Origin of the sequence: Nonomuraea rhodomycinica (genome assembly GCF_013363995.1) — a bacterium.
GTDB lineage: Bacteria > Actinomycetota > Actinomycetes > Streptosporangiales > Streptosporangiaceae > Nonomuraea > Nonomuraea rhodomycinica.
On record NZ_JABWGO010000001.1, the window covers coordinates 1,660,070 to 1,679,371 of the forward strand.

Sequence of the window (19,302 nt, forward strand, 5' to 3'; positions counted from 1 at the left end):
TGTCCCCCACCTGCCCGTCCTTCGTCACGTGTCCCCCTACGCCAGCTTCTCACGCACGTACGCGCGCCAGCCCGCCGTCAGCCTCGCGGCGGGGAGCCGGGCGGCGGCGAGCGCCCGGGTGGCGCCCCGTGTCCTGGCATCACGGTAGAGCCTCACCAGCGTCTCCTCTCCGCGCCACTCGGCGACGAACCGGCACGCCAGCCACGCCTCCTGGTAGACCGCCGCCAGTCTGGACGAACCGGGCGCGAAGTCGGCGGCCCCGGGCAGCCGGCGCGGCGTCCTCCCGGCCCGCACCTCGGCGGCCAGTTCGGCGGCGGCCACCGGCACGGCCAGGCCCGCGTCACGGTAGGCCACGTAGTCGGCGAACCCCTCGTACAGCCAGGGTGGCAGTCCCCCGGTCCCGGCGGCGACGTGGGTGAGCTCGTGGGCGAGCACGACGTCCCGTCCGACGTCGGTGAGGCGGCCGAACGTGTCCGGAACGACGATGACGCGCCCGTCGTCGGCCAGGGCGGCGAGCCCTGCGACGTCCGTGACGCCGGCCAGCCGCGCGGCCTCGGCGGAGGAGGCGGGTACGAGCACGAGGGGCCGCACGGGGGTCCGGAGGACGGCGGAGACGCGCGCGCCGGCGGTGTCGGCGCGGTGAGCCAGGTCGCGCAGGAGCGCCGGATCGGCCCGGTGTCCCAGCACGAGCGACCGCGCGCCGGCGGCGGCCCGGGTCTCGCCCGGCCACGGTTCGGCCGCCAGGGCGCCGCCGGGCCGGCCTGCCGCCGTGGTCCGCGCGTCTCGGGGCGCGGCCCCGCTACGGTCGCGAGCGTCCCCGAGGGCGGCTCTCCTACGGTCTTGAGCGTCCCCGAGGGTGGTTCCCTTGCGGTCGCGAGCGTCCCCTAGGGCGGCTTCCTTACGGTCGCGAGCGTTCCCGGGGGCGGTCCGCTTACGGTCGTGAGCGTCCCGGAGCACGGCGCCGGTGCGGTCAGGAGAGGACGCGGCGGCGAGCGCGAGCAGGGGCGCAACCCCCGCCAGCACGGCACGACGACTCACCCGGGCGGCCACGCTGTCCGATCGTACCCGGCCGTCCGGCCGCCGTCCGGCCGCCGCCCGGCGCCGTCCGGCAGTGCCGCCCTGCGACGGCGACCCGCTCCCCCTCTCCGCCCGTGAACGCACAAGGAGCCCGCGCCTGAACGCACGGACACCCCACCCGTGAACGCACGAAGACCCCGTCCCCAACCCGGGACGGGGTCTTCGTGAGTGCTCACAGGCCAGGACGTACCGCACCCACGAACGACGACTTGCGCCATCCGCTGAGCTTCTCGATGCGTACCGTCAGACCTGTCCGCGGCGAATGGACCATCTTGCCGTGGCCGATGTACATGCCCACGTGGCCGAGCCCCCGGAAGAACATCAGGTCGCCCGGCTGGAGGTGCTTCCAGGAGACCTTCTTCTTGATGCGCGCGTACTGGCTGTTCGTCACGCGGGGGATGCGCACGCCGGCCTTCTTCCAGGCGTACTGGACGAGGCCGGAGCAGTCGAACGCGCCAGGGCCGGTGCCGCCGTAGCGGTACGGGTCACCGATCTGGGCCTTCGCCACGGCGACGGCCGTGCGGGCCTTCGCCTGCTGCCGGACGGCTTTCGACGCCTTCGCCGTCTTACGGGTGGCCTGCTTCACGGACGCGGCGGCCGTGCCCGCCGCAACCGTGGAGGAGCCGGCCGTGGTGCTCGTCGTCCCTTGTGCCTGGGCCGCCGGGGCATGGAGAACCAGGCCTCCGGCCGTCACGGTCATGGTGAGAGCGACACCGCTCAGAGCGATTCGGGACAGACGGGGGTTGTGCGAAGAGGTAGACAGGATTTCTCCTTGGATCTTCCACGAACGCCTACCGGGTTAGCTGACGGATTCGGGCCTGGAAGTCGCCCTACGGCGCGCTCGCGCGCCGATTCACCCCTGATCCCGGGTTCGGGATCGCTGGGTCCCCGGCTCCGTGCCTCCTGGCTGCACGGACTCGGCAGGCCACCGCCGACGTGAGTACGGATGTTCACGGCGGCGACCGCTGGATCTCTATCTCGTCCACATCGGGAGGACCGATGCTGGCTCGCGACGCCATGGCTTGTCCGCCGCGACGCCAGAAGTTACGCCGACAAGTCATGAAACGGCAAAGCCATCGTCAAGCTGTAAAGATCCACATAAGGTGTCAGTAAGACGATGAATCCCAGCTTGTCACCATGATTCGTTACGCAAATGTGACTCTGGTCACACTTGACGCATCCCTGGCCAGTCAGGACTCTTTCGTCGCATTTGTCAGGTTTGTCCCGGGCATCATGACAGGCCACGGCACCATGACCGGCACCAGATCCGTTCGGTTCTTTACTGTTGTTCCGTCACGGAATAACGACAGAATTGCTACACTGCCCCGCCGCACGCCCTCGCGAGAGGGGCGACGGGGCCGCCGTGGAGAGGTGTCTCAGGGGCGGACGGCGCCGACGATGCTGCCGCCGTACGAGGAGAGCGTGACGACCTTGACCACGTCGCCCGTCTGCGGCGCGTGAACGATCTGGCCGTTGCCCGCGTAGATGCTGACGTGACCGAGACCGTTGCTGAAGATCAGGTCGCCGGGCTGGAGCGCGTCCAGCGAGACCTTGCGCGAGGCGCCCCACGCCCACTGCTGCCAGGTGGTGCGCGGCAGGGAGACGCCGGCCGCGCGCCAGGCGGCCTGCGTGAGGCCCGAGCAGTCCCAGCCGCCGGGGCCCGTGCCGCCGAACACGTACGGCTTGCCGACCTGGGCGTAGGCGAACCTCAGGACGGCCGCCGCGTTGCCCGAGGCCGCGCCGGTGTACTTGATGCCGGTGCTGTTCGGGTCGCCGGCCCGGTAGGCGCCGAGCCGGTCGAGCAGCTTCTTCTGCTGGGCGATGAGCTTGAGGACCTCGGCGCGCTCCTTGCGCACCGCGTCGCGCTCGTCGTCGGCGGCGGCCAGGGCCGCCTCGGCCTTGTCGCGCTCGGCCTTGAGGCCGCGGTTCTCCCGGTCGAAGGCCGCCAGCTTCTGGGCCCGCTCCCTGGACACCTGGTCGGCCAGGGCGAGGCTGCCGAGGACGGTCGTGGGGTCGTCGGAGGTGATCACGCCGGGCACGGCCGCGGCGGCGCCGCCGAGCTTGTAGCTGTTGACCGCCGCGGAGATGACCTGCTGGCGCAGGTCGGCCACGGTGGAGAGCTTGCGCTTGTAGCTGGCGTTGAGCTCGTCGTAGACGGACTGGGCCTTCTTGTGCTTCTCGGTCGCCGTGTTGTAGCGGTCGACGACCTTGTCGGCCTTGTCGTTGAGCTTGGCGAGCTTGGCCTTCGCCTGCTTGATCGTCGGCTTTGGCGCGGCCTGGGCGCCACCTGTCGGCGCGATCATCAACCCGACCGCGAGACCCGCGACCACCGGAACCCGGCCCAACCTCACAGCGTCGCCTCCCAGGGAACACACCTGGGGCGAAATAGTACAGAAGTGGCGGGTGTGATCTCACCTAAACGCCAGATTCCTTTTACCGCCGCGTTACCGCTCGAGCGGTCGCGACCGCGTCCGTTCACGTCGGCGCCCCTGACCGCACCTGTCCGGCCCGGGGCGGCATCGCCGCACCGGGCCCAGCCCGAACGGAGCCGCCGGCGCCGGTCGGGGTTTACGCGCGGCCCAGCCTGCGCAGCAGCAGTCCTGATGGTACGGGCCGGGCGCCCATCCTGCGCACGGATTCGGCGACCTCGCGGTCGGAGGAGACCACGGCGATGGCCCGCCCGGGCGGCTCGGCGCGGACGAGCTGGCGGATGAGGTCGTCGGCGATCTCCCCCGGCGCGCTGAACAGCACGCGAACCCCCCGCGGCGCCACCACCTGGACCGGCGCGTTCAGCTCGGCCCCGTCGAAGACCACGGTCACCTCGACGCGCGTCTGCGCGACGAGCCCGCCGAGCCCGGTCATGAGGCGGTTGCGCTGGTCGGCCAGCGTGAGCGTGCCGTAGCCGGCCTTGGTCACGTTGTAGCCGTCGATGATCAGGTGCACCTGGGGCAGGGCGAGGAGCTGGTCGAGCAGCTGCGGGTCGTCGTCGGCCAGCGCGCGGGCGGGCACGCCGCGCACGCTCGGACGTTCGCCGGTGACGGCCGCGACCGAGTCGGCCGGCCGGCTGATCATCGTGGGCAGGGCCAGCTCGCGGCGCAGCCCGGCGGAGGCGTCCTGGAGGGCGTCGAGCAGGACGCGGATGCGGGCGTCCTCGATGCTGCGGCCCTCGCGGGCGGCCCGGCGGGAGGCTTCGAGCTGTTTCTCGGCGTCGGCCAGCCGCTCGCGCAGCCGCCGCAGCTCCGTCTCGCCCGCGCTGCCCGCCGCCGAGGCCGCCGACCGGGCCTCCTCGGCCGCCTGCGCCATCTCCTCGGCGTGCCGCTGCGCCGCCCTGGCCCGCTCGCGCGCCTCGTGCAGGCGGCGGCGCAGGTCGGAGTTCTCGGTACGGGCGGCCTTGAGCTGCTCGCGCAGCCGTTCGGCCTCCTCCTTGGCGGCGTTCTTCTGGGTGGCGAGCTGCTCGCGCAGCCGCGTCACGACCTCTTCGCGTTCGGACCCCTCGGCGGCCACGGCGGAGCGTTCGAGGTCGGCGCGGGCCGCCTCGACCATGTCGGCCCAGCCGGGCGGGCGGGTGAGGTAGGCCGCGGCGGCCACGAGCACGGGGTCGGCGGCGGGCGGGACGTGGCCCTCGGCCAGCGAGGCGACCAGCTCGGGCCAGCCCGCCGTGACCGACTCGGCGACCAGCTCGCGGAACTCCTTGTCGTTCTCCAGCTGCGCGGCGATGGGGGCGCTGCCCAGGCGGGCGCGCTTGCGCGGGTCGAACTTGGCGATGCCCCGCAACGGGGGCGGAACGGACGCAGCAGGGAGCGAGCCGAGGACCTGGGCCGCCAGGTCGACGACGTTCAGCCGCACCGGCTCGGGAAGCGGGCGAGACAGGCCTTCACCCGCTGAGCTCATCCCACTGTCCCTTCGTGACATGCCCTTTCAGACAAGGGTACGGCTGACCCGTACCTGACCGTAACGCTCGCCCCACGTAGACAAGCGCTTGCTAGGGGTATACCACTGGTGCGGGACCCCGACAGCCGGAGGAGACCGCAGTGGCCGAGGAGATGCGGACGTCGACCCGTGACCTGCGCGCCCTCCACGACCGGGTGGCCGCGTGGCTGTCCGGCCGCACCGGCGGCCCGGTGGAGGTCTCGGAGCTGTCGCGGCCCTCGGCGAACGGCATGTCCAGCGAGACGCTCTTCTTCACCGCCTCCTGGGCGGGACGGCCGCCGGTGCGCTGCGTGGCGCGGCTCGCCCCGGCGGCCGAGGCGGTGCCCGTCTTCCCCCGCTACGACCTGGAGGCCCAGTTCGAGGTCATGCGGCTGGCCAGGGAGCGGGCGGGAGTCCCGGCGCCGAGGGCGCTGTGGCTGGAGCCGGATCCGGGGGCGCTCGGCACGCCGTTCTTCGTCATGGAGCGGGCGGACGGGGACGTGCCGCCGGACGTCATGCCGTACACGTTCGAGGGGTGGCTGCTCGACGCGCCGCCCGAGAGGCGGCGGGAGCTCCAGGACGCGAGCGTGGGGCTGCTGGCCGCGCTGCACGACGCGCCGTTCACGCGGGACGACCTGTCGGTCCTCTCCCGGCCCGAATCGGCCCCATCGCCCGGCCCTCACGGCAGAGCAGGCGGGAGGGACGGGCTGCGGGCGCACGTGGACGCGCAGCGCGCCTACTACGCCTGGGCGCACGGGGACCACCCGATCCCGCTGCTGGAGCGCGCCTTCGACTGGCTGGAGGCGCACTGGCCGGACGACCCCGGGCCCGACGTCCTGACCTGGGGCGACGCCCGCATCGGGAACGTGATGTACCGGGACTTCCGGCCGGTCGCCGTGCTGGACTGGGAGATGGCGGCGGTGGGACCCCGGGAGCTGGACCTGGCCTGGATGATCTTCCTGCACCGGTTCTTCCAGGACCTCACGGAGGCCATGGGCCTTCCTGGGCTGCCGGACTTCATGCGCCGGGACGACGTCTGCCGGACGTACCGGGACCTCACGGGTCATCCGCCCGCGAACATGGACTTCCACCTGACGTACGCGGCGCTCAGACACGGGGTGATCATGGCGAGGGTGTGGCGGCGGCGGATCCACTTCGGCGAACAGGCCATGCCGGACGACCCCGACGACCTCGTGCTGCACCGCACGACCCTGGAACGCATGATCGCGGACTGAGCCGGGTCACCGCCCGGGGCGCCTCCTCACCCTCACCGTCGCTACCCGATCCGGCGGTTCAGCCCGCGGAGCCGGCGTCGTGGACGATCAGGGCGATCTGCACCCGGTTGTTCAGCCCCAGCTTGGTGAGGATGCGCGAGACGTGCGCCTTCACCGTGGCGACGCTCATGTAGAGGTCGGCGCCGATCTCGGCGTTGGACCGGCCCTGGCCGACCGCCACCGCCACCTCCCGCTCGCGCTCGCTCAGCCGGTCGAGCAGCGCGCGGGCACGACCGGCGCGGCTCTCGGCCCCGCCGCCCGACACGTGGCTGATGAGCTGCCGGGTGACGACCGGCGACAGGATGGGCTCGCCGGCGGCCACCTTCCTGATGGCACCGACCAGCTCGGCGGGCGCGATGTCCTTCAACAGGAACCCGGCCGCGCCGGCCCGCAGCGCCCGGAGCACCTGCGCGTCGGCGTGGAACGTGGTCAGCACCACCACCTCGGGCGGCTCCTTGGCCGCGCGCAGCGCCTCGGTGGCGGTGAGCCCGTCGACGTCCGGCATGCGGATGTCCATGAGCACGACGTCGGGACGGTGTCCGGCGACCATCCGCGGCACCTGGGACCCGTCACCCGCCTCCCCCACGATCTCGATGTCGTCGGCGCCGCCGAGGATCATCGCCAGACCGGCCCGGACGAGCGGGTCGTCGTCCACGATGAGCACCTTGATCGTCATGCCGTCCACCGTAACCGTCGTCCGCCGCCAATCATCCGCCCTCCCCGTCCGGCCGTTCCCGACTCGCGCGGCCGGATCACGGGGTCCACGGCAACCAGGCGCGCAGGCGGAAGTCACCGCCCGCCGCCGGGCCAAACTCCAGCCGGCCGCCCGCGAGCTCGACCCGTTCGGTGAGCCCGATGAGCCCGGCCCCCGCGCCCGGGATGCGCGGGCTCTGCCTGGCCCACACCGCGTTGCGCGCCTCGACCGTCACCCCGTCGCCCGGACGTCCCGCGACGGTCACGGACACCGGCGCGCCGCCCGCGTGCTTGCGCGCGTTGGTGAGGGCCTCCTGGACGACCCGGTAGACGGTGCGGCCGAGACCGTCGGACACCACCGCCTCGCCCGCCGGCCCGGCGGCGCCGTCGCCGGGACCGCCGCCGGGCTCGCCCCGCACCCCCGCCCCCTCCAACCCGTCCATCGTGAAGGACACCTTCATGCCCGCCTGCCGGCACTCCTCGACGAGCGAGCGCAGGTCGGCCAGCGTGGGCTGGGGCGGGGCGGGGACCGGGCCGTTCTCGTCGCCGGAGGACGACGGATGGCGCAGCACCCCGATCACCTCGCGCAGATCCTGGAGCGCCTGGTGGGCGCTGTGCCGGATGGCGCCCGCCGCCCTGGAGATCTCCTCGGGCGGCGCGCCGGGCCGGAACTCCAGCGCCCCCGCGTGCAGGCTCAGCATGGAGATGCGATGGGCCAGCACGTCGTGCATCTCCCGGGCGATCCGCTCGCGTTCGAGCCGCTTGGCCTCCTCGGCCGCGATGACCGCGCGCTGCCGTAACGACCAGACGAGCTGCCGCCGGGCCCGGATGACCACGCCCCACGCGAACACGGTCAGCAGGATCGCCACGCTGAGCGTCAGCGTGCCGGCCCGTCCCAGGTCGGGGTCGGGGTGCAGCATCACGTACGGGCCCATCGTCAGCATGGCGAACGCGGCCACCGGTCCGGCCACCTTGAACGGCCGATGCACCGCCACCGTGAACATGCCCACCACCGCCGCCCCGCCCACCATCAGCAGGAACGTCGACACCACCGTGGTCACCATCGCGAACCACACCGGCCACCGGCGGCGAAGCCACACGGCCACGCACGACAGCACCCCGGCGACCTGCTCGACCAGCATGAGCGGTCGCGGCAGGCCCTCCAGCTCGGGCGCGGTCAGGAGCGTGATGCCGCACGCGGCCAGGAACATCGTGATGTCGACGATCCAGTCGCGGGTGGAGCGCCGCACCGGCCGCACGGCGGAGCCGTCGCCCAGCAGGACGGCCGGCAGGGCCCAGCGGTACTCGTCGTGGTCGCTCACAAATCCCGAGGTTAGGGGTTCGCCGGGCGGGCGGACAGCGACCAAAGTCGATACACCGAGCGACCTCCGGCGGACGCGCCGGAGTCACCGCCGCTGCCATGGTCGGGACCATGGAACGTCACGACGAGCACCCGGGCTCCCGGTCCGGCCGAGGCCCGGTCCTCCGGCCCGGCGAGGGCCCGGTCCCCCGGCCCGGCGAGGGCCCGGCTTCCCGGCGCGGAGCAGCCCCGGCTTCCCGGCGCGGAGCAGCCCCGGCTTCCCGGCCTGCCCCCGCCCTCCGGCGCGCGACGCGCACCCCCGACGCGGGCGGCGGCGCGGGCGACGGTGGAGGCGGTGTGGCGTTGCGGCCGCCGCGGCATCAGGCCGATCCGCGCGCGGTCTCGTGGTGGACGGCGCAGGCGCTGATGCTGGCCGTCCCGGTGGCGGGCGCCGCCGTGGCGGCGTACTGGCTGTTCACCGGGCACCCGGCCTGGCTCGGGGTGCTGGTGGGAGGGTTCGCGGGCTGCTGCCTGGCGCTGGCGGTCGCCGGTCCGCGGGCGTCGTACCGGGTGGAGCGCTGGGAGGTCACGGACGACGCCGTGTACACGCGCAAGGGCTGGCTGACCCACACCTGGCGGGTGGCGCCGATGTCGCGCATCCAGACGGTCGACACCGCGCGGGGGCCGGTGCAGCGACTGTTCGGGCTGGCGGACGTGACGGTGACCACGGCCTCGGCCGCCGGGCCGATCACGATCGAAGGGCTGGACCACGAGCTGGCCGCCGAGCTGGCGGCCAGGCTGACCGCGATCACGCAGGCCACGCCCGGGGACGCGACATGAGCTGGCGCCGGCTGCCCCGGCGGAGCCTGGCGGTGTCCGCGGTGCTGTCCCTGGGCGCCGTGGTGCCGGTGGACGTGGTGGTGGTGCGCGTGCTGCACGGGCGCGACTGGACGTGGGGGGCGATCGCGGCCGTCGCGGCCGTGACCGCGGTGCTGGTCGTGGCGGGCGTCGTGGCGTACGACGTGACGCGGTTGCGCGCGACGCGCTGGCGGCTCACCCGCGAGCGCCTGGAGCTGCGCTCCGGCGTGGTGTCCCGGCAGCACCGGTCGGTGCCGCGCGACCGGGTGCGCAGCGTGGACCTGCGCGCCGATCCGGTACGGCGGGCCTTCGGGCTGACCGTCGTGAAGATCGGCACGGGCGGCCACGGGGACGAGGGCGCCGAGCTGACACTGGACCCGCTGCCGGTCTCCGAGGCCGAGGCCCTGCGCCGCGTCCTCCTGTCGGGCGCCCCGGCCGGCGCGTTCCTCGCGGAGGATCCCGTGCCCGCGGGCGCGCCGAGCCGAGAGGGCGAGCCGCTCCGGGGTGGGGAGACCTCCCGGGGAAGCGGTCCCTCCCGGGGTGGGGAGACCTCCCGGGGAAGCGGTCCGTCCAGGGAAGATGAGGCATCCGGGGAACGTGGGCGTTCCTGGGGAGACGGGCCGGCGGGGGCCGCGCGGGCGGTCGAGGTGGTGGTGCGGCTGCGGTGGCCGTGGGTCAGGTACGCGCCGCTGACCGTGTGGTCGTTCGCCGGTGCGGCGCTGGTGCTCGGCGTGCTCTACAAGCCGCTCGACGCGCTCGGGGTGGAGGTGTTCTCGGCCGGGACGGCGGCCCTCGTGTGGGGCTGGCTGACCGAGCGGCCCTGGGTGACGATCCCGGTGGTGCTCGCGGGCAACGTGGCGGCCGGCGTGACGGGGGCCGTCCTGATCTTCGTGGAGTCCTGGGGCGGCTACCGCCTGGAACGCGAGCCCGGCCGTCCCGGAGCACCCGGACGTCCGGCGGGGCCGTACGGGGGCGCGGTGGAACCAGCGGTTGAACCCTGTGGGCGGCTGGCGCCGCGGGACGGGCGGTGGCGGGTGCGGCGCGGGTTGCTGACCAGCCGCTCCCTCACTCTGGACGAGTCGCGGCTGCGCGGCGCGGAGATCCGCGAGCCGCTGCTGCTCAGGCTGGGCGGCGGCGCGCGCGTCAAGGCGGTGGCCACCGGGCTGGGCAAGGCGCGGGAGGGCGAGACCGAGGACGTGGCGGCGCTCACCCCGCCCCTTCCCCGGGCGGAGGCGGCGCGCATCGCGGCGCTGGTCGCGGGCGGGCGCCTGCCCGAACCCGTTCCGCACCCGGCGGCAGCGCGGCGCAGGCGCGTGCGGCGGGCGCTGATCGTCGCGGGCGCCCCCGCCGTGGCGCTCGCGGCGACGGCCACATGGATCCGGAACGGCGGTGCGGAGGCGTGGGTCCGTGGCGGTGGGCTCGGCGCGTGGGCCCGCGACGGCGCCGTGCGGGCGTGGATCGGGGACGGCACGCTGGAGGCGTGGGCGTGGGGGGCGGCGGCAGCGGTGCCGCTCCTGGTGCTGCCGCTCGCGCTCCTGGTGGCCGTGGCCGGGTACCGGGGTCTGGGGCACGGGCTGGGCGGGCGTCACCTGCTGGCCCGGTCCGGTGCGGTGGTCCGGCGTACCGTCGCGCTCGACCGTGGCGGCATCGTCGGCTGGACGATCACCCAGTCGTACCTCCAGCGCCGCGCCGGGCTGCTGACGGTCTCGGCCACGACGGCCGCCGGCGACGGTCACTACGACGTGGTGGACGTGGGCGGTGACACCGGCCTGGAGCTGGCGGCACGCGCCGTGCCCGGACTGCTCGACCCGTTCCTGGTCCGTGGCGGCCCTCGCACAGGATGATCCGGGGCCGCATGGGGGTCAGCGGCCGAGGCCGGCGTCGCGGGCGCGGACGATGGCCTCGGTCCGGTCGGCGACGTGGAGCTTGGCGAAGATGTTGGAGACGTTGTTGCGCACGGTCTTCGGCGACAGGAACAGCGCGGAGGCGATCTGCGGGTTGGACCGGCCGGCGGCGATCAGCGAGAGGATCTCCCGTTCGCGCGGCGTGAGCTGCGGGAACAGGGCCTCCTCGGTCGCGGGCGCCGGGGCGGAGAAGTACTCGGCCACGCGGCGGGCGACCGTCGGCCCGAAGATGGCCTCGCCGTGGGCGACCGCCTGGATCGCGCGGACGATCTCCGCCTGGTTGGCGCCCTTGAGCAGGTAGCCGCGGGCTCCGGCGCGCATGGCGGCGAACAGCGTGGCGTCCTCCTCCGACATCGTCAGCATGAGCACGCCGATGTGCGGGCTGTCGGCGACCACCCGCCGCGTCGCCTCGATGCCGTCGAGGTCGGGCATGGTGACGTCCATCACGACGATGTCCGGTTGGAGGGCGGCGGCGCGTTCCACCGCCTCGCGTCCGGTCGCGGCCGTGCCGACGACCTCCACGCCGGGGATCGAGCCCAGCAGCACCGCCAGCCCGTCCCGGTAGACCGGGTGGTCGTCGGCCAGCAGCACGCGGATCGGCTCATCGGACACCTGTCGCCTCCACATCCGTCCTCTCCAGGGCCGCGGCCATGGTCGAGCCGGCGGACGTTCCCGGGCCGGCCGCCGTGGCGGAAACCGAAGGCGGACCCGGCGCCGGCGCCCGAGCCGGCGGCGGCTCCGAGACCTGCGCCAGCGGCAGCCTCGCGCGGACCAGCGTGCCGCCCTCCGCAGGGCAGCTCACCTCGCAGTCGCCGCCCAGCTCGGCCGTGCGCTCGCGCAACGACAGCATGCCGACCCCGGCGACGACGTCCGGGCCGATGCCGCGCCCGTCGTCGCGGACCAGCACCTCCAGCGTGCCCTCGCGCACGCCGAGCGTGACGTCGCAGCGCCGCGCGCCGGAGTGCCGCACCACGTTGGCCAGCGCCTCCGACACGATACGGTACGCCGCCACCTCCACCGCGGCCGGCAGCGCGGCGAGCCCGTCGCCGGAGACGGCCACGTGCGGCCCGCCGGAGCGCAGGCGGTCGGCCAGCTGCTCGACGGCGCGCAGCAGGCCGAGCTCGTCGAGCGCCGGCGGGCGCAGGTCGTGGACCAGCCGGCGGACGTCGGCCAGCACGGTGGTGACCTCGGCGGCCGTCTGCTCCAGGATGCGGTCCGACTCCGCGGGCGCGGACGCCGCGAGGTTGCGGGCCGCCTCGATGCGCAGCGCCACCGCGCCGAGGCTGGGTCCGAGCCCGTCGTGCAGGTCGCGCCGCAGCCGGCGGCGCTCCTCCTCGCGGGCGAGGACGAGCCGGGCCCGGATGCGCTGCAGGTCTGTGCTCAGCTCGCTGGCGCGCGCCGCCGCGGCGGCCTGCCGGACGAGGTCGCCGAGCAGCCGCTGGTCGCGTTCGGTGAGGTCGGCCCGGCACAGCACCAGGCGGCCCACCGCCTCGCCGCGGTAGGCGACGGGCAGCGACAGCGACGGCCCGCGCGGCGAGCCGTGCTCGACCACCGACCGCACGCCGCCGGGCCGTTCGATCTCCACCCGCACGTACGGCAGGCGGAACGCCTCGGCCACCGTCGTGGCCAGCGCGCGGAGCTGGTCGTCCGGGTCGGTGGCGAGTTCGAGGCGCTGGGCCAGCGTGGAGACCGTGGCGTACGGGTCGTCGCGCGCGCCGCGGGCCAGCCGCCGGGCCGCCCGCCACAGCCAGGTGCGCAGCGGCGCGTAGGCCACCGCCACGATCGCCATCGCGGTCAGCGCCGACTCGCGCTCCCCGAGCACGCTGCCCGCCACGGTGAACACGACGATGTCGATCACGACGGCCAGGGCCGCGAGCAGGCCGTACAGGAAGGTGGCCGGCAGCAGCCGGTCGATGTCGTAGAGGCGGTACTTGGTCACCGCGACCAGCACCGCGCAGGAGGTGAGGCCGAGCGCGACGCACAGCAGCACCGCGGGCACTCCCGGCGGCGTGACGAGCGGCAGCAGCAGCACGAACATGTCCACCAGCGCCGCCCACGTCAGCCAGCGGATCTGCGCCCGCCGCTCAGGGTCCGCGGCGCGGTAGCGGCGCACGACGACCGCGAACGGCACCACCAGGCTCACCGGCACCGCCGCCTGGGCCACCGCGATCAGCGGCTGCCACACCTCGTACGGCAGGCCGACGCTGAGCAGGTCGAGGTCGAGCCGGGCGATCCCGGCGGGCAGCTCGGAGGCCCAGTGCCGGCTCAGCACGTCCATCGGCACGAGCAGCCAGACCACCGCCTGGAACGCGGTCAGGCCGAGGCTGGCCAGCGACAGCCACCGCCATCCCCTCGCGGCAGGCAGGCGGCCGTCCGGGAACAGCAGGATCAGCAGCGGCAGCCAAACGAGCAGCAGCGCTCCGAACCGGGCGTACAGCCAGTACGCCAGAGCCGCCCCCGGCGTCCCCGGGGACCCGTAGACGGCGTGCAGGGACCAGGCGTCGGAGAAGCCGTTCAGCCCCCACAGGACCCCGGACAGCACCAGCACCCAGGCGACCGGGTGCCGGGGCAGCCGCCGCAGCAGCAGCGCGCCCGGCACGACCTGGGCCAGGCCGGCCACGGCGTACGGCCAGCTCACCTCGTCCAGGTCGGCGCCCGGCGGGACGGCGACGCCGGCGTTGACCACGTCGAGGACGACCGTGCCGGCCGTGAGCGCGACCACGAGGAGCGTCACCGCCACCGCCACGATCACGGGCGGGCGGGCGGCGCTCGCCGGCGCCCCGACCGGTCCGGTTTTCGTCATTCGAGCATTGTCGCCGGTTTTGTGTCCCGTTGTCCCGGGACACCGTGTCCCGGGACAGGCGTCTCAGGGCGGTGGGACCGGGGACGCCTCCGGCTGGCCGGTCAGCTTCCGGTCGGCTTGCCCTCCAGGCCCGCCAGGTACGCGCGGGCCACCTTGAGCGCCCCCGCGCGCGCCTCCTTCTTCGCCATGAGCCGGACCTTGGGCGAGTTGGTGGGCTCGTCGTCGCGGTGCTGCTGCCCCGCGTAGTCCACCGCGACGACCAGCGCGCCCTTGCGGATCATCACGGTCGTGCTGCCGGCGAACACCACGCCCCGCCGGTACGTGAGGTACTGGCTGTAGGCGGCGTCGCCCATGCCCTTGATGTCGGTCAGCTCGTCCCAGGCGACCTCCTTCGTGGAGAAGGACTCCATGGACTTGTTGCCGCCGCGCCGGCTCGCGTAGAACGTACTGGCCGCGCCGGGATCGGGCGCCCCCGCCCGGTTGACGAACCGGTGCGTGGTGATCAGCACGCTGCGGACCTTCGTGACGCCGCCGCCTGCGTCGATCTTGCGGTTGAGCCAGCGGCACTCGTTCTGGGTCTCCGCGCCCGTCGTGCTGCCCGTCGCCTTGGTCTCGGCGTCCGGCACCAGGGCGGTCGCCGCCTTCCCCGCCGCCACGCAGTCGGCGGGCATGGCCGCCAGGGGCGTCGGCGACGGCGAGGGCGTGGCGGTCGGGAGCGAGGGCGAGGGCGTGGAGATCTTGAGCGGCTGGGCCAGCACGTCGGGGTGCGCGGCCTTCCACGCGGCCACGCCCTTGGCGATCTGGCCGACGAGACCGGTGACCTCGCGGATGGCGTTGTCCTCGGTGATCGACTGGACGGTCTTGTTGGTGAGCACCGCGGCGTCCTTGCGCCGCTGGTCGGCCTGGTACTTGACCTCGATGGTCATGTCACCGACCCGGGCGTGGGCCTCGCCGTAGGAGTACCACAGCACGCTGCCCGAGCGCCGCCACACGTACTGGGCGAACGCGCCGTCGCCGACGCCCTGGAGGTCCGTGACCTTGGAGGTGTAGTCCTTGTCGCCCTTCTTCGCGGTGGGTTTGGCGGTCTCGGCGTACTTGGCGCCGCCGCGGTCGATCTCGAACGAGTTCTGCGCCATCGACCGGCCGGTCTTCGCGCCGTCGCCGCGGTGCTGGTCGACCCTGACCTCGATCTGGCGGCTGCGCCAGTACTCGCCGAACGAGATGCGAGGGTTCGCCCAGGTGCAGTCGAAGTTGATCGTGTAGTCGGTGGACCGGGAGTCGCCGGTGACCTTCGCCTCGGGCACGAGCCGGTCGATCGTCTCCTTGGGCAGCATGGCGCACACGTCCGGGCCGGGCACGGGGCCGTTCGCCGGCTTGGACGTCTTGGCCGCGGGCTCCTCACCGGCGGACGTCCTGCCGTACACGAGGTACGCGCCGCCGGCGCCGCCCGCCAGCAGGAGCGCCACGCCCGCGGCCACGACGGGCGTCACCCAGGGGCGGCGCGCCTTCGGGCGGGCGGGGGTGGGGGCTCCTCCGGTGGGGAGGTCCAGGCCGACGGACGAGGGCATGGTGACCGGCCCGCCGTCCGTGGTCGCCGGCCGACCGGGTCCGGGGCCATGAGCGTTCTGGGCGGGCGGGCCGTACGGGATGCCGGGAGGCGGTGCGCCGTACGGCTGAGGCGCGGGGCCCTGGGACGGTCCCGAAGGCGGGCCGCCGTACGGGGCGGGCATGCCCTCTGGCGAGGCGGAGGGACCGGCGTCCGGCCGGACGGGCGGCCCGGCGGGCGCTCCCGAGGGCGGCCCGGCCGGCGAGCCCGGAGACGGCGATGCGGGCGACGGAGACGCGGGAGACGGTGATGCGGGAGACGGTGACGCGGGAGGCCAGACCGGCGCCCCGAAACCGGGACCCGAAGGGGCCCCGGAGTGAGGACCGGGCTGGGCCCTGAAGTCAGGACCTGCGAAGTCAGGACCAGCGGAGTGAGGACCGGATGGCGGCCCGGCCGGAGCACCGTTCGGAGCCTCCGCTGGAGCACCGGCGGGAGGACCCGGCGGCGGGCCGGCGGGGGCAGGGACCGGGCGGCCCTCGTACGGCTCCGCCTGCGGCTCCCACGGAACGAACGCGCCAGGCACCGGCGACCCCTGCGACGGCGGGAACCCCGGCGGGCCGGCGTACGGCGGCTGCGGGCCCCCAGAAGGCGGCGGAGAGCCCTGCGGCCCCGGCTGGGACGGCGGGTGACCCTGCGGCCCGGCCTGCGGGGACGGCGGCTGGAACCCGGGCGGCGGCGCCGCGGGCCCGGCCGGTGGCTCGGACGGGCCGCCCGGCCCCGGGCGGGGGTTGTGCGGGGGCTCGTTCCGGCTACCGGCATTCACGAGGGACTCCTGAGGATTCGTCCTGACATGCGACTGAACATGCTAGTGAAAGCGGTGATGCGGCACTCGCCGATCCACCCAGAGCGCCCACGTCCTCCAGCGCCACGGCCCCGCCCCCAGGGTCCGGGCGGGCACCAGGGACCCGGCGACAGGTCATCCCCCGAGCGCCGCCGACACCGTCCGCGCGGCCGTGAGCACCGTCTCCTTGCCGCCTCCCGCGTCCTTGAGCGGCACGTCGCCGCGCTCCAGCGTCACCTGCCCGATGAGGTTGCTCAGGCGGAACAGCACCACATCGTGGCTGATGCCCTCCTTCAGGGTGGAGAGCTTGAAGGAGGTCTGCGCGTACGCGGCCTCGCCCACCTCCTTCACATCCTGCCCCTCGCCGGTGACCGTGCGGAACACCGTGCCCTTCGCGCCCACCCTTCCGGCGCGCTCGCTGGCGTACCTGCGCTCGGCCACCTGGGGGCCGCCGAGGTCGTCGGCCGGCCGCTCGGCCCAGACCTCGACGGTCAGCGTGCGCGGCGCTGGGGCCCCGTCGAGCTTCCACTGGCACATGCCCCACCGGGGCGCCGTCCGCAGCACCTTCCCGCCCAGCAGCTCGACGGCCAGGGCGTCGCCGACCAGCCCGCACGGGTCGGGCGCCGCGGCGAACCTCCCGGTCTCGGGCGTCCCCTTGAGCGCCGTGACCCCGTACCAGCCGGCCACGCCCACCAGGACGGCGGCCACGGCCGCCACCGGGGCGAGCCACCAGCGGCGACGGCGGCGGACAGGCTCGGCCAGCGCGCTCAGCCGCTCCCGCACGAGGCCCGCCGGCGGGCGCGTGACCGGGTCCTTGGCGAGCATCGCCATGATGAGCCCGCCGAGCTCGGGTCCGGCCCGTTCCGGGAACGGGGGGTCGTGCAGCAGCACCGCCGCCGCGACGGCGGCCGGCATCGACCGCTCGAACGGCGCCCTGCCCTCGGCGGCCACGTACAGGGCCGCGCCGAGCGACCACAGGTCGGACGCGGAGCCGGCGGCCTGCTGGTTCAGCCGTTCGGGCGCCATGTAGCCGAGCGAGCCGCCGCCCGAGGTGGGGCCCGCCCCGTTCTGGCCGTACAGAGGCACGGCGATGCCGAAGTCGGTGAGCATGGCCGAGCCGTCGGCGTCGATCAGGATGTTGGCCGGCTTGACGTCGTGGTGGAGCATGCCGTTCATGTGCGCGGTCTCCAGCGCCGACAGCACGCTCAGCCCGATGCGCGCCACCTCCTCGGGCGGCAGCGGTCCGCGCTCCTTGACCACCTTGTCCAGCGAGCGCCCGGTGACCAGGTCCATGATGATCCACGGCTGATCGCCGTCGAGCACCACGTCGTGGACCATGACGATCGCCGGGTCGCGCAGCCGCCCGGCGGAGCGGGCCTCGTGAATGGCGCGGTCGGCGAACGCGGCCCGCTGCGGCGGGGTCAGGCCCGGCGGCACGCGGACCTGCTTGACCGCCACCTGCCGGTCGAGCGTCTCGTCGATCGCCCGCCAGACCGTGCCCGCGCCGCCCTCGCCGAGCCGCTCGACCAGGCGGTAGCGGCCGGCCAGCCGATAGGCGTCAGCCCGCACGGCGCAACGCCTGCTCGGTGGCCCGCGCCGCGTCCAGCACGGTGCGCTTGATGTCGTCGTCGGTGGGCCGGTCGCCCAGCGTGGTGTACTCGACCCGCACCACGAGGTTGGCCAGCCGGAAGTAGACGTGGGCGCTGTGCATCCGGCCCGTCGGCCCCTTCATCTCGTAGCCGAACGCCTCCTCCCCGATCCCCGTCACGGCGTGGACGGGGGTGAGGGTGGCCTTGTTGGAGCCCGTCGCGCCGACCTCGGGCCAGGTCCAGTCGATCTGCCGGTACTTCCCCCATTTGATCTTCTGGTTCTCGAACAGGATGTGCGCCGAGGCCGGCGTCATCGACCACGGGTCGGCCGTGTCGGAGTCGTTCTGGAGCTGGAGGCCGATCCCCGTCTTGGGGATGGTCCAGCCGCAGGTGGGTCCCTCCTCGTTGGAGCTGCGCTCACCGGCCGGGGGCTTCTGGACCCGCAGGAGCCGGGCGACGTCCTCGCCCGGCAGCACCGCGCACACGTCCATCGGCACGGTGAACGCCTCGGGAAGCCCGTCGCCCCGCTGCCGCACCAGCAGGAACACGCCGGCGCCCACGACGGCGAGCGCGACGACGGCGGCCACGGCCCCCCACAGGAGGCCCTTGCGGGGGCGCCGCACCCGGCCGGGGGCGGTCATCTCGTGCGTGACGGTCAGGCGCGGCGACTGGCCGGCCGCCACCTGCCGGAGCGCGTCGCGGGCGGTGCGGGCGTCCGGCCTGGCGAACGGGTGGCGCGCGGTCAGCGCCGCGATCACCGGGCCGATGTGGCCGCCGACCTCGGGCGGCGGCGTGGTCAGCGTCGCGGTGATCCGCTCGCCGGCCGTGCCGCCGTACATCGGCCGGCCCTCGACCGCGTAGTACAGCGTGGCCCCGACCGACCACAGGTCGCTGGCCGGGCCGCCCGGGTCGCCGTCCAGCCGCTCCGGGGCGATGAACCCCGGCGAGCCGATCGTCAGGCCCTGCTCGGTGATCGCGGCCTGGCCCTCCTGGCGCGCGATGCCGAAGTCGGTCAGGACCACCCGGCCCGTGTCGGTGATGAACACGTTGCCCGGCTTCACGTCGCGGTGCTGCAACCCCTGCGCGTGGGCGGCGGCCAGCGCCTCCAGCAGGTCGGCGCCGACCCGGGCCGCGTGCTCCTGCGGCATCGGGCCGTGCCGCTTGACCACGTCGGCCAGGCTGCCGCCCCGCAGCAGCTCCATGACCAGCCACGGGCGGCCGTACTCGACGATGACGTCGTGCAGGGCCACGATGCCGGGGTGGCGCAGCCTGGCGGTGGCCTGCGCCTCGCGCACGGCCCGCGTGACCAGCTCGTTCCGCTCCGCGGCGGGCAGCCCTTCGGGCAGCGTCAGCTCCTTGACCGCCACCTCGCGATCGAGCATCTCGTCCCTGGCCAGCCACACCTTCCCCATGCCTCCGGCGCCGAGCTGGACGATCAGGGAGTAGCGGCCGGCGAGTCTTCCGCCAGACATACCCGGAAGACTAACTAATGATCATGATGAAGGGTT

Annotated in this window: 14 protein-coding genes and 1 riboswitch; of the genes, 3 read left to right on the top strand and 11 right to left on the bottom strand. The window is 74.4% G+C overall.

Going from position 1 to position 19,302, the window contains the following annotated elements:
* Positions 1-36 precede the first annotated feature (36 nt).
* The 4 genes from HT134_RS07670 to HT134_RS07685 form a co-directional block, all read right to left on the bottom strand.
* Positions 37-687, bottom strand: a complete 651-nt coding sequence (locus tag HT134_RS07670; RefSeq protein WP_175599457.1) for a hypothetical protein — start codon at positions 685-687, stop codon at positions 37-39.
* Between the two features lie 562 nt (positions 688-1,249).
* The gene (locus tag HT134_RS07675; RefSeq protein ID WP_175599458.1) at positions 1,250-1,777 is read right to left on the bottom strand and encodes a C40 family peptidase; all 528 of its coding nucleotides are present in this window, start codon (positions 1,775-1,777) and stop codon (positions 1,250-1,252) included.
* A 73-nt stretch (positions 1,778-1,850) separates the two neighbouring features.
* A riboswitch (cyclic di-AMP (ydaO/yuaA leader) is annotated at positions 1,851-2,010 on the bottom strand.
* A gap of 443 nt (positions 2,011-2,453) precedes the next feature.
* Positions 2,454-3,428, bottom strand: a complete 975-nt coding sequence (locus HT134_RS07680; RefSeq protein WP_376768072.1) for a C40 family peptidase — start codon at positions 3,426-3,428, stop codon at positions 2,454-2,456.
* A 217-nt stretch (positions 3,429-3,645) separates the two neighbouring features.
* On the bottom strand, positions 3,646-4,968 hold the full coding sequence (locus HT134_RS07685) for an NYN domain-containing protein (protein WP_175599459.1): 1,323 nt from the start codon (positions 4,966-4,968) through the stop codon (positions 3,646-3,648).
* Positions 4,969-5,108: 140 nt separating this feature from the next.
* Between HT134_RS07685 and HT134_RS07690 the strand changes: the two genes are divergently transcribed.
* Positions 5,109-6,221 (top strand): phosphotransferase family protein, encoded by a 1,113-nt coding sequence (locus HT134_RS07690; RefSeq protein ID WP_312888024.1) that lies wholly within the window; start codon positions 5,109-5,111, stop codon positions 6,219-6,221.
* 58 nt (positions 6,222-6,279) lie between these two features.
* Here HT134_RS07690 and HT134_RS07695 read toward each other — a convergent pair whose 3' ends face one another.
* Together HT134_RS07695 and HT134_RS07700 are read right to left on the bottom strand one after the other, a co-directional pair.
* Positions 6,280-6,936, bottom strand: a complete 657-nt coding sequence (locus tag HT134_RS07695; protein WP_175599460.1) for a response regulator — start codon at positions 6,934-6,936, stop codon at positions 6,280-6,282.
* Between the two features lie 76 nt (positions 6,937-7,012).
* Positions 7,013-8,275 (bottom strand): sensor histidine kinase, encoded by a 1,263-nt coding sequence (locus HT134_RS07700; protein WP_175599461.1) that lies wholly within the window; start codon positions 8,273-8,275, stop codon positions 7,013-7,015.
* 335 nt (positions 8,276-8,610) lie between these two features.
* Between HT134_RS07700 and HT134_RS07705 the strand changes: the two genes are divergently transcribed.
* Together HT134_RS07705 and HT134_RS07710 are read left to right on the top strand one after the other, a co-directional pair.
* The gene (locus HT134_RS07705) at positions 8,611-9,093 is read left to right on the top strand and encodes a PH domain-containing protein (protein ID WP_312888025.1); all 483 of its coding nucleotides are present in this window, start codon (positions 8,611-8,613) and stop codon (positions 9,091-9,093) included.
* Positions 9,090-10,955 (top strand): PH domain-containing protein, encoded by a 1,866-nt coding sequence (locus tag HT134_RS07710; protein ID WP_175599462.1) that lies wholly within the window; start codon positions 9,090-9,092, stop codon positions 10,953-10,955. Before HT134_RS07705 ends, HT134_RS07710 begins: the two co-directional genes overlap by 4 nt.
* A gap of 18 nt (positions 10,956-10,973) precedes the next feature.
* Here HT134_RS07710 and HT134_RS07715 read toward each other — a convergent pair whose 3' ends face one another.
* The 5 genes from HT134_RS07715 to HT134_RS07735 all read right to left on the bottom strand — a co-directional run bounded on the left by HT134_RS07715 (position 10,974) and on the right by HT134_RS07735 (position 19,266).
* A complete protein-coding gene (locus HT134_RS07715) occupies positions 10,974-11,627 on the bottom strand; it encodes a response regulator (RefSeq protein WP_312888026.1) in 654 nt (217 codons plus the stop codon).
* Positions 11,617-13,818 (bottom strand): sensor histidine kinase, encoded by a 2,202-nt coding sequence (locus HT134_RS07720; RefSeq protein WP_175599464.1) that lies wholly within the window; start codon positions 13,816-13,818, stop codon positions 11,617-11,619. Before HT134_RS07720 ends, HT134_RS07715 begins: the two co-directional genes overlap by 11 nt.
* A gap of 101 nt (positions 13,819-13,919) precedes the next feature.
* A complete protein-coding gene (locus tag HT134_RS07725) occupies positions 13,920-15,386 on the bottom strand; it encodes a hypothetical protein (RefSeq protein ID WP_175599465.1) in 1,467 nt (488 codons plus the stop codon).
* Positions 15,387-16,340: 954 nt separating this feature from the next.
* A complete protein-coding gene (locus HT134_RS07730) occupies positions 16,341-17,774 on the bottom strand; it encodes a serine/threonine-protein kinase (RefSeq protein WP_175599466.1) in 1,434 nt (477 codons plus the stop codon).
* On the bottom strand, positions 17,764-19,266 hold the full coding sequence (locus tag HT134_RS07735) for a serine/threonine-protein kinase (protein ID WP_175599467.1): 1,503 nt from the start codon (positions 19,264-19,266) through the stop codon (positions 17,764-17,766). The genes HT134_RS07730 and HT134_RS07735 overlap by 11 nt, the downstream gene beginning before the upstream one ends.
* Positions 19,267-19,302 lie beyond the last annotated feature (36 nt).

Bases quoted from the DNA above. Each gene is read 5' to 3' on its own strand.
- HT134_RS07675 (WP_175599458.1), bottom strand. From the start codon at position 1,777: ATGACCGTGACGGCCGGAGGCCTGGTTCTCCATGCCCCGGCGGCCCAG.
- HT134_RS07685 (WP_175599459.1), bottom strand. From the start codon at position 4,968: ATGAGCTCAGCGGGTGAAGGCCTGTCTCGCCCGCTTCCCGAGCCGGTG.
- HT134_RS07695 (WP_175599460.1), bottom strand. From the start codon at position 6,936: ATGACGATCAAGGTGCTCATCGTGGACGACGACCCGCTCGTCCGGGCC.
- HT134_RS07710 (WP_175599462.1), top strand. From the start codon at position 9,090: ATGAGCTGGCGCCGGCTGCCCCGGCGGAGCCTGGCGGTGTCCGCGGTG.
- HT134_RS07720 (WP_175599464.1), bottom strand. From the start codon at position 13,818: ATGACGAAAACCGGACCGGTCGGGGCGCCGGCGAGCGCCGCCCGCCCG.
- HT134_RS07725 (WP_175599465.1), bottom strand. From the start codon at position 15,386: ATGCCCTCGTCCGTCGGCCTGGACCTCCCCACCGGAGGAGCCCCCACC.
- HT134_RS07735 (WP_175599467.1), bottom strand. From the start codon at position 19,266: ATGTCTGGCGGAAGACTCGCCGGCCGCTACTCCCTGATCGTCCAGCTC.